Source organism: Streptomyces sp. Y2F8-2 (assembly GCF_014905555.1).
GTDB classification, from domain to species: domain Bacteria; phylum Actinomycetota; class Actinomycetes; order Streptomycetales; family Streptomycetaceae; genus Streptomyces; species Streptomyces cynarae.
Genome location: NZ_BNGS01000003.1, coordinates 668,988 through 682,868, shown reverse-complemented (window position 1 = coordinate 682,868; position 13,881 = coordinate 668,988). Strand labels below are relative to the sequence as shown.

Sequence of the window (13,881 nt, the reverse complement as noted above, 5' to 3'; positions counted from 1 at the left end):
ATGGAATTTCCAACCCAAAGCCGTTCTGCCGATGTCGCGAGGCGGAACCTATAGGTCTGCCTGAATCCCGAGATATTGAGAAAGTAACGACTGTAGCGACCGTCCATCGATCAACTGAATTCTCCCGCTCCGGGCCGCAAAGTCGTAAGCGGCAGAGGTGAAGTGAGAGGTGGTCACGAAGAAACCCTTGGTTGCGCGCTCGAAGTCAACTGCCCCAGCCAATGACCTCAGAGACTCGACCGATACCGGACGTTTGATTCTCTTTGCTTGAATGAGGACTGATCCTCCCATTACCGGGTCCTCATTGATCGTCACCGCATCGAACCCTCGGTCCCCTGAGGCGCGATTCTCTGCCCAGGCAGTGAACCCCATAGCAAGAAAAAGCTCTCGCACCAGGCCTTCGAAGGCTGCGGGCGTAAGGTCGTGGAGAGCAATTCTCCTTCGATTCAGACTGGGCAATTCGTCGCTGGTAGGGTTATGCGTCGAGAAGGCGGCTGGCAGTCCAACTCCAGGGTGCCGTTCTGGGGCCGCTGGACGTGGCTGCAGATCCTCAGCATGGCCCGAATCAGGGAGGGGTGAGGGTGCCCCATCCCCAACAACTTGTTCAGGACGCTCCGCTTTTGGCGTCGAGCCATCAGGAGATCGAGTCGGAGACCCCGAACCCCCGTCGGCAGTCGAGGTGGATACCGAACCCACCTGCCACAGCAGTGCCCAGTTCAGTTGCATGGCCGAGCGAAGCGCCCGCTCTAGTTCGATTTGGTCCCGCAAGGACTGGATTAGTGATTGGGTAAGGTCTTGCTGGCTGGTGCTACCCGGAGGTCGGACGGATGAGGTACTCGGAACCGCACAAGCTGCTTCTCTGAGACTTAGAGCCTGCTGAATTTTTTTACTTCGCAGGGCATGGCTTTGCTCTGTGGCAATAATCAGAGCTCTTAGGAATTCAGGTTTAGGAATGGCGCCACTCAGGTTGGCGCTGATCAGGCTCTTAGAGAAATTCGTCTCCTTGCTGAGGTCTGCCAGCGTCTTCCCGCTCACCTCGACTTGCTTACGCAGGAACTGTGACAATTCTTGCGCCTTCGGGTTCTCTGCCCGTATCGGGCCCCAGGGCCGTCCACTCCGCTTCGAGCTGGGCACAGCTAGCCGTCCTCCTGCGAGTCGTTGTCCGGCCCGTCCAGGACAACCGTTGACTTGTGCGGAGCTTATCTGGGACTACGTCCTGAACAACCTCGCTTTGCGTGAGAACAAGTGACCTGCTCCCTACTGTCGCTCCTCGTCAACGGCTCGGCACCTACGCACCGGGCCGACGTCTACAGGGAGGGTGTTGTATGACGAGCAACGACCGTCGGTGGAGGAAGAAGCGCGGCAGGCCCAACGAGTGGTGGTTCCTGATGCTGGATCTTGCGTCCTTGGTGGTCGGCTTCACGAGCATGGTCGATCAGCTTCGTCATTGACCGCCCGCTGTCGTGGTGAGTGTCTAACCCGGAGCTGCTGACATCCAGCGTTGACATCAACGACCGCGGACGGCGGCGGCAACCAGCAGCTGCGTGCGGCACGGGTGCACGACGCGGGCCCTAGCCCGGCCGGGTGGTGAACGAACTTGTAAAGCGGCGGTCGCATCAAGGCCCGGACGCGCCCATCCCGGAACCGCCGGCGGAGACGGCGGAGCGACTGGGCCGTGTATTCAGGTCCCTGGGTGACTCGCTCGGCAGGAAGGGCAGGGTGGTCTAGCGGTGGCCGCCGGGCCGTCTCCGGGCCGTGCGAGGGCACCCGACGCCGACCAACAACGACAGAAGCCCACGGCGTCTGAGCTGGTCAGAGCCGTGGGCTTCTTCTGTCTCGCTGGTCAGCGAGGTGGCTGTTTAGTACACCGGCTTGTGCGGTTCGATCTGGTTGACCCAGCCGATCACGCCGCCGCCCACGTGGACGGCGTCGGAGAAGCCCGCCGACTTCAGGACGGCGAGGACTTCCGCACTGCGGACACCCGTCTTGCAGTGCAGGACGATCTTCTTGTCCTGCGGGAGGGTCTCCAGGGCCGTGCCCATCAGGAACTCGTTCTTCGGGATCAGCCTGGCGCCCGGGATGGAGACGATCTCGTACTCGTTCGGCTCGCGGACGTCGATGATGTCGATGTTCTCGCCGTCGTCGATCCACTCCTTGAGCTGCTTGGGAGTGATCGTGGAGTCGGCGGCCGCCGCCTGGGCCTCCTCGGAGACGACGCCGCAGAAGGCCTCGTAGTCGATGAGCTCGGTGACGGTCGGGTTCTCACCGCAGACCGCGCAGTTCGGGTCCTTGCGGACCTTGACCTGGCGGTACTGCATCTCCAGGGCGTCGTAGATCATCAGTCGGCCGACCAGCGGCTCGCCGATGCCCGCGAGGAGCTTGATCGCCTCGTTCACCTGGATGGAGCCGATCGACGCGCACAGCACGCCGAGGACACCGCCCTCGGCGCAGGAGGGGACCATGCCCGGCGGCGGGGGCTCCGGGTAAAGGCACCGGTAGCAGGGGCCGTGCTCCGACCAGAAGACGGAGGCCTGGCCGTCGAAGCGGTAGATCGAACCCCAGACGTACGGCTTGTTCAGCAGCACGCACGCGTCGTTGACCAGGTAGCGCGTCGCGAAGTTGTCCGTGCCGTCGACGATGAGGTCGTACTGGCTGAAGATGTCCATCACGTTGTCGGCCTCGAGCCGCTCCTCGTGAAGGACCACGTTCACGTAGGGGTTGATGCCCTTGACCGTGTCGCGCGCGGACTCGGCCTTCGAGCGGCCGATGTCGGACTGGCTGTGGATGATCTGCCGCTGCAGGTTCGACTCGTCGACCTCGTCGAACTCCACGATGCCGAGCGTTCCCACGCCCGCCGCGGCCAGGTACATCAGCGCCGGCGAGCCCAGACCGCCGGCGCCCACACAGAGCACCTTGGCGTTCTTCAGCCGCTTCTGCCCGTCCATCCCGACATCGGGGATGATCAGGTGGCGGGAGTACCTGCGGACCTCGTCTACGGTGAGCTCGGAAGCCGGCTCGACCAGGGGTGGCAGCGACACGGGGACTCCGTTGGTCGGTCAATCACTACGGTTGTTCTCCTGGTAACACTGCCACGCCCTTCTTCATTCCGAGACACCCGTTCCGAGACGCGAGACGATGTCGTCCCAGTAGCCGGGCATGGCCTCCCAGGGGACGGTGCGGCCACCACGGTCCGTGCGGTCGGTGAACCAGATCGTGGCGGCGCCCTGCCAGCGGGCGATGCGCAGCGCCTCCTCGAGGTGGCCGCGGGGCACGCCGTGCACGAAGTGGCAGAAGCGCTCGGGCGGGTGCTCGGCGGTCCACTCGGCGACCTGCGACCAGCGGTAGTCGCTCCAGGAGCCGGAGAAGGTGACCAGTTGGTCGGCGTGTTCGGCGTATCCGGGATACGGGTGGCTGCCGTGGCCCAGGACGATGTGCCCGTGGCCGAGGAGCGCGCGCAGCGTGGTGACCGTGCGGCCGGTCTCGGAAAGGAGGGCGCGTTCGGTGGGGCAGCGGTCCAGGAGGAAGCCGTCGACCTGGTACCAGTCGAGATACCGGTCCGCCTCGGAGATCAACTCGCCGAAGGGTCGGGCGCCCCAGACGACGTCGAGGTGACCGAGAACACGGACGCCGACGGTGTGCAGCCGCCCCGCGGCCTGCACGCAGTGCGGATCGGGCCGGGTGCCGGGGCCGTTGCTCACGTTGAGGGCGGCCCAGTGCACCGGGGTCCCCTGACGGGCGAGTGCGCCCCACTCCTCGGGGGCGAGGAGGGGGTGCGCATAGCCCGGGGTGCCGAGGCCCAGGCCGAGGTCGGTGCTCGCGGTGCTCGCCGGGGTGTTGGTCAGATGCGGCATGCCGCCTCCATCCAGATGTCCGCGAGGGACTCCTCGAGGTTGATCCGGGGCCGCCAGCCGAGCCGGTCGCGAGCGGTGCGGACATCGGCCTGTTGCCAGCTGCCGCAGCCGTCCGGGTATGGGTAGGCGACGGGGACGGCGTGCTCGGGGTCGCCCCGGTGGTGCCCGAGGACCGGCCGCACCGGGCTGGGAGGGCCGTCGAGTTCGTGCAGGGCGCCGCCGTAGCCGGCCACGCGGGCGAGGACGGCGGCGGCGTCACGCAGGCGGACGGCGCGGCCCGAGCCGATGTTGATCACGCCCTGGGCGGCGGAGAGGGAGGCGGCGTGGACGGCGCGGGCGACGTCGCGTACGTCGACGAAGTCGCGCTGGACGCCGAGGCCGCCGACCTTGAGTTCGCCGTCGCCGGACTGCATGGCGCGGCGCAGGGCTTCGGCGAGGCGGCCGAGCGGGGATCCGGCGGGGGTGCCGGGCCCGGCGGGCGAGAACACGCGGAGCACGACGGCGTCGAGCCCGGAGCCGAGGACGAGTTCCGTGGCGGCGAGCTTGCTGACGCCGTACGGGCCGCCGGGGCGCGGGACCGCGTCCTCGGCCGTGGAGGAGCCGGGCTGGCTGGGTCCGTACTCCGCGCTGCAGCCGATCTGCACCAGGCGGGCCCCGCAGCCGCTGCGGCGCAGGGCCTCGCAGACGGTGGCGACGGCGACGGTGTTGTGCCGGGTGAGTTCGCGGGCGCCGCCGCGGATCGCACCGGCGCAGTTGATGACGACTCCGGGGTGCACGGCGTCCAGGAAGCGGGTGAGTGCGCCGGGGCTGCCGGCGGCGAGGTCGAACCGTACGTCGGCGTCGTCGCCGCGTCCCAGCGCGGTGAGTTGCACGGCGGGGTCGGCGAGCAGGCGGTCGGCGACGAAGCGGCCGATGTATCCGTTGGCTCCGATCAGCAGGACCCTCATCGGGCGGCTCCCGGGGCGGACTCTCCGGTTCGGGAGGTGATCATCTGGCGTTTCTCCTTACGAGGGTGGTGCCGTGGGATGAGAGAGGCCCCGCGGTGTCGGCCCCGCGGGAGGGCGTGCCGGGGACGGGTCCCGGGCGGCGGTCGCGGCTCCATGACGTCCCAGTGGCCATGGGCCGACGGCTCAGGGTGACCCGGGAGGCCGGGCGTGGGCCGAGGCCCGGGTCAGGGTGCGGATCGCGTGGATCAGCAGGGTCAGGGCGGCCAGGGCGCAGCCGAGGGCCGGTACGGCGTCGGCGCCCCAGGCGTCGGTCAGTGTCACGACCGGCGTGACCAGGGCGGAGCAGCCGGGGAGCCGGGCGGCGAAGACCGTGGCCAGGGCGGTCGCCTCTGCGGCCGCCGCCGTGCCGAGGACGACGGTGGGGGCCCGCCCGGCGCCGTGGACGGCGAGCAGCCGGGCGAGCAGGAGGAGTGCGCCCAGGGCGACGGCTCCCATCGAGACGGCGGGTCGGCCGAGGAGGGCTCCGGTGAGCGCGAGCAGTGCGGCGAGGGCGGCCAGGAAGAGCGCGAACACGCCGAGGAACAGCGGGGTGACGGAGCCCGCGAACTCCTCCAGGCCGCGGCTCGTGGCGAGTCTGCGGCGGGCGTGGACGGCGAAGAGGCGGGCGCACCAGGCGGCCGGGCCGCAGGCCAGAGCAAGGGCCAGAACGGGCGCGGTCGCCAGGGGCCAGGGGCCGTCGGGGCCGCCGTCCAGGGCGGCGCGCAGCAGGCCGTCGCCGAGGAGGGCGTAGGCGAGCAGCCAGCATGTCCACACGTGCGCGACGGCGGACGTGGTGTGGGCGGGGGCGCGCAGCGGGCCTCGGCCGAGCGCGACGCGCAGGCCGAGCGTGGCCGCGAGGGCGCCGAGTACGGCGACGGCGAGGTGGGCCCGGCCCTCGGTGGCCCGCAGGCCGAGGACGGCGGCGGTGCACAGGGCACCCGGGAGCAGGGCGAGGACGGCCCACGCCCGGTGCTCGCGGGGGCCGCCCGTGGGGGCGGGGCGCGGTGGTGGCCGGTCGTCGTCGCGGGGGACGCGCGCGTACATCTCCTCGGCGAGCGAGAAGACGTCCCGGTGCCGGTAGCGGGCTGCAGCCCGGTCGGTCAGTCCGTGGGCCTCCAGACCGGCCGCGATCTCCAGCGGGTCGACGGCCCGTTCGCACAGCTCCCGGTGCCGGTGCATGAGCGCCTTGACGGGGTCGGCGGCGCCTCGGCGGGCGGGGGGCTTGCGGGCGGGCTCCGCGCTCCCGGCGTCCGCGGCGCGCACGGCACCCGCGGTATGGGGCGCGGCCTCGGCCGCGACGGGCTGGGGGACGCGATCTGCCGCGACGGCCCCTGTGCGCGCCTCCGTCGTCTCCTCCGTCTCCTCCGCGCTCGCGTACACGCTCTCCGCCCCCAGGTCCCATTCCTCGGGCCTTGTGTCCCAGGCGTCGGAGCGAGGCCGTTCGCCCACGTCCCTCACGTCTCTCATCGCGCGCCCTCCGCTGCCGGAACCGCTGCGTGCGGCCACATGGCGGCGCGTACGGGTGTCGGCGCGGGACCCTGGGCGCACGCCCAGCGGGGTCGGGCACCGGGGAGCCGGGGCTCGGTCCAGTGGCCGGGCAGATGGGCCTCCGCGGGCGCTCCGAACGGCAGGGGTTCGCCTGCGTCGTCCACGACGACCCGCCGTACCGGCGCGTGGGAGACGATCTCCAGGTAAATGCCGTGAAATGCCGCCACATTCTGCTCGACGGTGAACAGTTCGAGGGCTCGTGCGCGGGCGGCCGCGCCGAGGCGCTCACGGCGCGCGGGGTCGCGCAGCAGTGCGAGGCACGCCTCCGCGAGCGCCCGCGGGTTGCGCGGCGGGACCACGAGGCCGGTGCCGCCGATGACCTCGACCACCGCGCCCACATCCGTGGACACCGTCGCGCGACCGCAGAACATGGCCTCCACCAGGCTGATCGGAAACCCTTCGACGACGCTCGACAGGACGACGACCGCCCCGGCCGCGTAGGCCTCCGCCAGGTCGGGCACCTCCGGGGCGCCGATCTCCTCGAAGGACACCGGGTTGTCGCCGACGGCGTGCACGCCCTCCGCCTCGTCCGGGAACAGCTGCGCGGCCAGGGCCCTGCACTGTCCGAGGTACTCCGCCCCCTCGGCGTCCGCCGCGGTCCCGACGACACGCAGCCTGGCCTTCGGCTCCGCCTTGCGGATCTCCGCGAAGGCGTGGAGCAGGCAGACCAGGTCCTTGGCGGGTTCTACACGTCCGACCCAGACCAGCGTGTACGGGTCCGCGCGATCGGCGGCCTCGCCCACCTCCGTGAAGCGGGACGCCTCCATGCCGGGGTAGACGGTGCGTACCTTGGCGCGGTCGGCGCCGCACCGTTCCTGCCAGCGCCGGGCGTGGGCGTTGCCGGGCGTGACGCACGCGGCCCGCCGGTAGACCTCGGCGGCCAGCCGGCGCTGGAAGGAGGCGAGCAGCGCGCGCACCGGGCGCGTCTCGTCCGTCGTGCCCAGGTAGTGCGCCCGCAGCCGCACGCCGTACTCGGTGACCAGCAGCGGGACGCCGGCGAAGTGCCCGGCGAGCAGTCCGGGCAGGGCCGCCGCGGCGCCCGACGTGGCGTGGCAGAGGTCGACGGAGCCGAGTCCGTCGTCCTCGTACCAGTCCAGCGAGAGGGGACGCAGGGCACGTTCGACGTATGCGGCCACCTCCAGCAGGTCGGGGACGCCCGCCGCGCGCGCCGCCCGGAGGGCACCCGGCGCGCGGCAGGCGCCCTCCAGTGCGCGTACGGCGGTCTCGGAACGCAGCGCGCGGGCCAGTCCGCCCTCGTCACGGGCGAGTTCGGCGAGCGCATAGAGGGCACTGCCGAAACGGTCCGCCTCGGGGCCGGCCGGTTCGGTCGCCCCCCGCGGCGCCCCTGGCTCCGGTGCCGTGCACAGGGCGGCGGCCAGCTCCCCGTACGCCTCGGTGAACCGTCGCCGCGCCCGGCGCCCGTACGCGACCCCGTCGTCCTGCGCGGTCCACAGGGGTGCCGTGCGTACCCGGCCGACGTGCGGCGGCAGCGGGATCCAGCCACCGGCCTCCTGCCGTTCGGTGCGGCAGAGCGCGTAGACGTCGAACTCGTGCTGCCGAAGTCCGCGCACGAGCCGGTCGCACCAGAGCCTGGCGTCACCGCTCACATACGGATAGCCACCCTCCGTAAGCAGTCCGATGCGCACGTGTGCACCCCCGATCTCCCGTAGGGAGCCGCCGTCGTCCGGCGGCCCGCAGCGGGACGAACGTACGCGGACGGGGCGGTGGCGCGGCGGACGGTTGTCCGTCGCGCCACCAAAAGGGGTGAACGGGCGTAACTTTCCCGCACAGGCCGCGTTCGATCGCGCTAGGTCCTGTCGTCGAACTCCCGTCGTTCGCCCGGAGGACGGCTCATGGCTCACTATCGGCCGTGCGGCCGGGTCACGCGGCGGTGAGCTCCCTGCGGGCCGTGCGCCGTTCGGCCGCCACCGCCGGATCCAGCGCGGGGACGGCGGCGAGGAGTTGCTTGGTGTACGGGTCCCGGGGCGACTCGTACACCTCGTCGGTGTGGCCGTACTCGACGATGCGGCCACGCCGCATCACCGCGACCCGGTCGCTGACCTGGCGCACGACGGCGAGGTCGTGCGCGATGAACACGAGTGCCAGCCCGAGTTCGCGCTGCAGCTCGGCGAGGAGGGCCACGACCTGCGCCTGGGTGGTGACGTCCAGCGCGGAGACCGGTTCGTCGCAGACGATGACGCGCGGTTCGGCGGCGAGTGCCCGCGCGATGCCGACGCGCTGGCGCTGACCGCCGCTGAACTCGTGCGGGTACCGGTCGTAGTGGGCCCCGTCGAGGCCCACTCGCTCCAGCAGCTCGCGCACGCGCCCCCGGATGCGCCGCTCGTCGCTCCCCCGCGCCCGCAGCGGGTCGGCGATGGACTCGCCCACGCTGCGCCGGGGGTTGAGGGAGGAGACGGGGTCCTGGAAGACCATCTGCACGTCCGGGTGCACCCCCGCCCGTGCGATGCCCCCGTGGCGGACCTCGCCGGCCGTGGGTTCCAGCAGCCCGACCAGCATGCGCCCCAGGGTGGTCTTGCCGCTGCCGCTCTCCCCCACGATGCCGAGCGTCTCGCCGCGCCGCACCGTCAGCGACACGTCGTCGACGGCCGCGAACTTCCCTTTGCCGCGGCCGAACTCGCGGCGCAGTCCCACCGCCTCGATGACGACCTCGTCCGACGCGGCGCTCTCCTCGACCCGCGGCGCGGTCACACGCGGCACCGCGCCGAGCAGTTCGCGGGTGTACTCCTCACGGGGCTCCCCCAGCACGGTCGCGACGGCGCCGTGCTCGACGGCCTTGCCGTGCCGCATGACGAGCACCTCGTCGACGCTCTCCGCGGCGACGCCCACGTCGTGCGTGACGAGGAGCAGCCCCATCCCGGTCTCCGCGCGCAGGGTGTGCAGCAGGTCGAGGATCTGGGCCTGGACCGTCACGTCCAGTGCGGTGGTGGGCTCGTCGGCGATCAGCAGGTCGGGTTCGCAGGCGAGCGCCATGGCGATCAGGGCGCGCTGGCGCATGCCGCCGCTGAACTCGTGCGGGCGCGAGCGGGACCGTCGTGCGGCGTCCGGGATGCCCACCCGGTCCAGCACCTCGACGGCACGCGCGCGTGCCGCACGCCGGGACGCGCGCGTGTGCACCCGGTACACCTCGGCGATCTGGTCGCCGATCGCGTAGTACGGGTCCAGGGACGACAGCGGGTCCTGGAACACCATCGCGGCCCTGCCGCCGCGCAGCCGCCGCAGGTCGTCGTCGGACGCCTGCCGGACGTCGGTGCCGGCGACCCGGATCGAGCCGGTCACCCGGGCGCCCGTGCCGCGGTGCAGACCGAGGAGCGCGGAGGCGACGGTCGACTTGCCGGAGCCGGACTCGCCGACCAGGCCCAGGGCGGCGCCCTCGGCCAGCCGGAAGGAGAGACCGTCGACGGCGCGCAGCGAGCCGAACTCCACGGTCAGGTCCGTGACTTCCACCAGGCTCATGCGAGCACCACCCGTCGGTCGGCCACCGCGTACAGGACGTCCGCGACGGCGTTGGCAAGGACCACGAAGAAACCGATCACCAGGACCATGCCGACGACGACCGGCAGGTCGACGACCTTCACCGCCTGGACCAGTTCCTGTCCGATGCCCGGCAGTCCGAAGAGCGTCTCGGTGAGCACCGCGCCGCCGACGGCCGAGCCGAAGGTGACGGCGTTCAGGGAGATGACGGACGCGAACGCCCCGCGCAGCGCGTGCCGCGCGATGACCGAGCGCTCGCCGACCCCGTAGGCGCGGAACGTCCTGATGTGGTCCTCGGCCAGCGTCTCCAGCATCGAGGCCCTGGTCAGGCGGGCGAAGTTGGCGGCTTCGATCAGGGCGAGCGAGAGCCAGGGCAGCAGCAGGTTCCACGCCCACTGCTCGGGATCGTCGGTGAAGTCGACGTACTGCGGGAAGGGCAGCAGTTGGAGCTGACCGCAGACGACGATCATCAGGATCAGGCCGATGACGAACACGGGTGTGGCCACGCCGGCGAGCGTGATCGCGGTCAGCGCCCGCTCGGTGACCCTGCCGCGCCGCCAGGCGGACAGCACACCGGTGCCGATGCCCAGGAGGAGCCAGATCACCATCGCGCCGAGCACCAGCGAGAAGCTGACCGGCAGCTTCCCCAGGATGATGTCGGTGACCTGCTGGTCGCTCTGGTACGACAGGCCGAGGCAGGGCGCCGGGCAGTGCTCCACGGACGTGCCCGTCGAGTAGTCCTGGCCGGCGAACAGGCCCTGGAGGAAGTGCCAGTAGCGCACGTACAGCGGGTCGTCGAGTTTCAGCTGCTGGGCGACCTGGTGCACCTGTTCCGGCGAGCAGCGTGGTCCGCAGGTGATCTGGGCGACGTCGCCGGGGGTCACGTAGAAGACGACGTAGATGATCAGCGAGAGGGCGAACAGGGTGACGAGCGCGCCGACGACCCGGCGCAGTACGAAACCGCCGAAGCCGCTCATGTCCGGTCCTCCTTCCGTGCGGCCGCGTCCGCCCTGGCCTCCCGCTTGCGTCCGGTTCCGACGCGCAGACGCGACGCCGCGCGCGGGTCGAGCGCGGTGCGCACCCCGTCACCGAGGACGGTGAGCGTGAACACGGTCACGAAGAGCGCGCCCGCGGGCAGCAGCAGGTACTGCGGGGCGGCCTGGTACCAGACGTCGGCGGCGGTGAGCATCTGCCCCCACGACGGCGTCGGGGGCTTCACACCGACGCCGAGGAAGGACAGGGCGGCCTCGACGGAGATGTTCTGCGGCACCAGGAGCGCGGCGTACGTGATGACGGGCGCGGCCAGGCCGGGCAGCAGCTCGCGGCGGGCGATCCGGACGGTGCTCCAGCCGCTGAGCCGGGCGGCGGAGACGTAGTCGAGCCCCTTGAGCGTGAGGGTCTGGGCTCTCACCATCTTCGACAGCGTGCCCCAGCCGGAGACCAGGCCGACGATGAGCGCGACGAGCACGGGCCGCGGGAAGCTGCTCGGGACGATCGCCAGCAGCGCGAGCGCCATGATCATCAGCGGCATGGAGATGAAGATGTCGGTGATCCGGCTCAGGATCAGGTCGACCCAGCGGTTGCCGAGTCCGGCCGCGATGCCCATGACGACACCGAGCAGGACCTGCACCACCGTGGCGGCGAGTGCCACGCCGAGCGAGACCCGCGCGCCGTACACGAGCCGTGCGAACAGGTCGCGTCCGGTCTGCGGTTCGACGCCGAGCCAGTGGTCGCCGCTCACGCCGCCGAACGGCCCTGTGGGGACGCCGCCGCGCGCCGAGTCGATGAGCGTCGGATGGTATGTGGTCGGGTCCTGGCCCTCGAGCGCGGTGAGCAGTGGCGCGGCGAGGGCGACCAGGACGAGCAGCGCGACGACGGCCGCGGCGACGAGGACGGCGCGCTGGGCGCGCAGCCGCCGCCAGAACAGACGGGCCCCCGAGGCCGCCGGGACGGGTGCGTCCGTCCCGGCGGCCTCGACGGCGACAAGTGCCTCGCTCACGGCGCTACTTCACCGCTACCTGCGAGATGTCCAGAACACCGGTCCAGTCACTGATCACGATGTTCTTGACGTCCTTGCCGTACAGGCGCTTGTAGACCGGGTGGAACAGCGGCACGACCAGGGCCTGCTCGCCGATCTTCTTGTCCAGTGCGCCCCAGCGCTTCGCGGCCGCGTCGAGATCCGTCAACTTGTTGATCGCGTCGATCTCGGCCTTGACGGACGTGTCGTTCAGCAGGCCGGTGTTGAAGTTCGCGCCGTTCTTGACGATCTGCCGGCCGTCGAAGATCGGGGCCAGGAAGGGACCGCCGGAGGGCCAGTCGGCGCCCCAGTGGGCCAGGAAGAGGCCGGGCTCCGTCTTGACGCTGTGGATCTTGTCCTTGTAGTCGTTGTTCTCCAGACCCTGCAGCTTGACGGTGATACCGGCCTTCTTCAGGGCGTCCTGGACGGCGGTCGCGATCTCCGGGCTGGTCTCGAAGTTCTTGTCGTTGGAATGCGTGAGGGTGATCGTGAGTCCGTTCGCGTAACCGGCCTCCTTCAGCAGCTCCTTGGCCTTGGCCGGGTTGCCGGTCGCCCCCGCCGGGAAGAGGTCGTACGGCGTGTAGCCGAAGGACTTCTGGTCGGGAAGGAAGGTGGTGGCGGGCTCGGCCAGCGAGGAGCCGCCCGCCGCGTTGATGACGGACGACCGGTCGATGGCGTACGAGATCGCCTGCCGCACCTTGACGTTGTCGAACGGCTTGACGGCCGGGTTGAACGCGATGTAGTTCGTGTAGCCGAAGTGGCCGGTGCCGACGCGGGCGGCCAGCTCCTTGTCGCCCGTCACCTTGGCGAGTTCGGCCGGGCCGAGGTTGGTGTCCGTGGTGACCGCGGCGGCGTCCGCGCCCTGGGACGCGGACAGTCGCTGGTTGATCACCGAGGAGTCGAACCCGGAGCGTACGTCGATCCTGTCCGGGTAGGCCTTGCGCTGGTCGTCACCCGACCAGTGCGTGTTGCGCTCCAGGATGAGCCGCTCGCCGTCGTTCTGGTTCTGGACGACCTTGTACGGGCCGGAGGAGACCGGGTGCTCCTCGTACTTCGTACCGGTGTCCTTGGCCTTCGGGACGGGCGTGAACTGGGTCTGGGTGGCCAGGTACGGGAACTCGCCCTCGGGCTTGTTCAGGTGGAAGACGATGGTCCGGCTGTCCGGGGTCTCGATCGCGTCGAGGCCCTTCTTGTCCTTGTACGGGCCCTGGTAGTCCGCCGCGCCGACCAGCCAGTCCCTCAGGTAGGGGGCGCCGCCGGAGAGTTCGGGGGCGAAGGAGCGCTCGATGCCGTACTTGATGTCGGCTGAAGTGATCGGCGTGCCGTCCTCGTACTTCAGGCCCGTCTTCAGGGTGTACGTCCACACGGTCGCGTCCTTGCTCGGGCGCCCGGTGTCGGTGGCGAGGTCCGGGACGACCTTGGCCCCGGCGGCGCCGTTCGCGCGGTTGCGCGTGGTGAGCGTGCGGAAGACGAGGGAGGGGACGTTGCCGCCGCCGGAGGTGTACAGGCGGGCCGGGTCGAAGTCCTCCTGCGGATCGGAGTTCAGGACGGTCAGCGTGCCGCCCTTGTGCGGCGTGGAGTCGCCACCGGAAGCCTTGACACCGTTGTCCTTCGGCCCGCAGGCGGCGGCGCCCGCTGCCACGACCAGGCTGACGGATGCCGCTGCCACACGGCGCGCTGTGACGGACGGTTGACGCATCGGAATGACGACCTCTCGGGATTCGTCTCGCATGACGAGACGGATTAGCGGAAATGTGAGACAGATCTGGGCAGACGTCTGCCTCGGCGCCGGGTCGTCGAGAAAACGCGAACCGGTCGGCGCATGCCGACGGGTCACGGAAGAGAGGGGAAATCGCGACGCGAACGCCTGAGGCGGGCGTCAGCGACAGTGGATGTCGGCCACGCAGAGCGCGGTCACGCCGATGAGCGCCAGCTCGATGGCGGCGCGACGGGAGGCGTGACGGGGCGACATGGGCAGCAATATGAA

General features: G+C 70.6%; 12 protein-coding genes. 1 reads left to right on the top strand and 11 read right to left on the bottom strand.

The genetic code is table 11. The annotated features are described in order from the left end of the window. Positions 1 to 48: 48 nt before the first annotated feature. Positions 49 to 726 (bottom strand): restriction endonuclease, encoded by a 678-nt coding sequence (locus SY2F82_RS39860; protein ID WP_374707161.1) that lies wholly within the window; start codon positions 724 to 726, stop codon positions 49 to 51. A 599-nt stretch (positions 727 to 1,325) separates the two neighbouring features. On the opposite strand from SY2F82_RS39860, the gene SY2F82_RS39500 reads away from it, so the two are divergent. Next, on the top strand, positions 1,326 to 1,451 hold the full coding sequence (locus tag SY2F82_RS39500) for a hypothetical protein (protein WP_268980385.1): 126 nt from the start codon (positions 1,326 to 1,328) through the stop codon (positions 1,449 to 1,451). Positions 1,452 to 1,859: 408 nt separating this feature from the next. Here the strand turns inward: SY2F82_RS39500 and moeZ are convergent, their stop codons facing one another. From moeZ to SY2F82_RS39855, 10 genes are all read right to left on the bottom strand, one after another. After that, a complete protein-coding gene (gene moeZ, locus SY2F82_RS13100; RefSeq protein WP_200419177.1) occupies positions 1,860 to 3,038 on the bottom strand; it encodes an adenylyltransferase/sulfurtransferase MoeZ in 1,179 nt (392 codons plus the stop codon). Positions 3,039 to 3,101: 63 nt separating this feature from the next. Next, entirely contained in the window at positions 3,102 to 3,851 is a 750-nt protein-coding gene (locus SY2F82_RS13095; RefSeq protein WP_200419176.1) for a spherulation-specific family 4 protein, read from the bottom strand. Further along, complete coding sequence (locus tag SY2F82_RS13090; protein WP_200419175.1) at positions 3,839 to 4,798, bottom strand: NAD(P)-dependent oxidoreductase; 960 nt, start codon at positions 4,796 to 4,798, stop codon at positions 3,839 to 3,841. Before SY2F82_RS13090 ends, SY2F82_RS13095 begins: the two co-directional genes overlap by 13 nt. A 183-nt stretch (positions 4,799 to 4,981) precedes the next feature. After that, positions 4,982 to 6,304, bottom strand: a complete 1,323-nt coding sequence (locus SY2F82_RS13085) for a hypothetical protein (protein ID WP_236041389.1) — start codon at positions 6,302 to 6,304, stop codon at positions 4,982 to 4,984. Beyond that, positions 6,301 to 8,031, bottom strand: a complete 1,731-nt coding sequence (locus SY2F82_RS13080; RefSeq protein ID WP_200419174.1) for a DUF3492 domain-containing protein — start codon at positions 8,029 to 8,031, stop codon at positions 6,301 to 6,303. Before SY2F82_RS13080 ends, SY2F82_RS13085 begins: the two co-directional genes overlap by 4 nt. Positions 8,032 to 8,266: 235 nt before the next feature. Next, positions 8,267 to 9,859 (bottom strand): ABC transporter ATP-binding protein, encoded by a 1,593-nt coding sequence (locus tag SY2F82_RS13075; protein WP_200419173.1) that lies wholly within the window; start codon positions 9,857 to 9,859, stop codon positions 8,267 to 8,269. Further along, on the bottom strand, positions 9,856 to 10,854 hold the full coding sequence (locus tag SY2F82_RS13070; RefSeq protein WP_200419172.1) for an ABC transporter permease: 999 nt from the start codon (positions 10,852 to 10,854) through the stop codon (positions 9,856 to 9,858). The genes SY2F82_RS13075 and SY2F82_RS13070 overlap by 4 nt, the downstream gene beginning before the upstream one ends. Further along, positions 10,851 to 11,876, bottom strand: coding sequence for an ABC transporter permease (locus SY2F82_RS13065; RefSeq protein WP_200419171.1), 1,026 nt, complete (start codon positions 11,874 to 11,876; stop codon positions 10,851 to 10,853). Before SY2F82_RS13065 ends, SY2F82_RS13070 begins: the two co-directional genes overlap by 4 nt. Positions 11,877 to 11,880: 4 nt before the next feature. Then, positions 11,881 to 13,593: an ABC transporter substrate-binding protein gene (locus tag SY2F82_RS13060; protein ID WP_200419170.1), complete on the bottom strand. Its 1,713-nt coding sequence runs from the start codon at positions 13,591 to 13,593 to the stop codon at positions 11,881 to 11,883. A gap of 180 nt (positions 13,594 to 13,773) precedes the next feature. Next, positions 13,774 to 13,866 carry an Ms4533A family Cys-rich leader peptide gene (locus SY2F82_RS39855; RefSeq protein ID WP_313884285.1) on the bottom strand — a complete coding sequence of 31 codons (93 nt, stop codon included), beginning with the start codon at positions 13,864 to 13,866 and terminating at the stop codon, positions 13,774 to 13,776. Positions 13,867 to 13,881 lie beyond the last annotated feature (15 nt).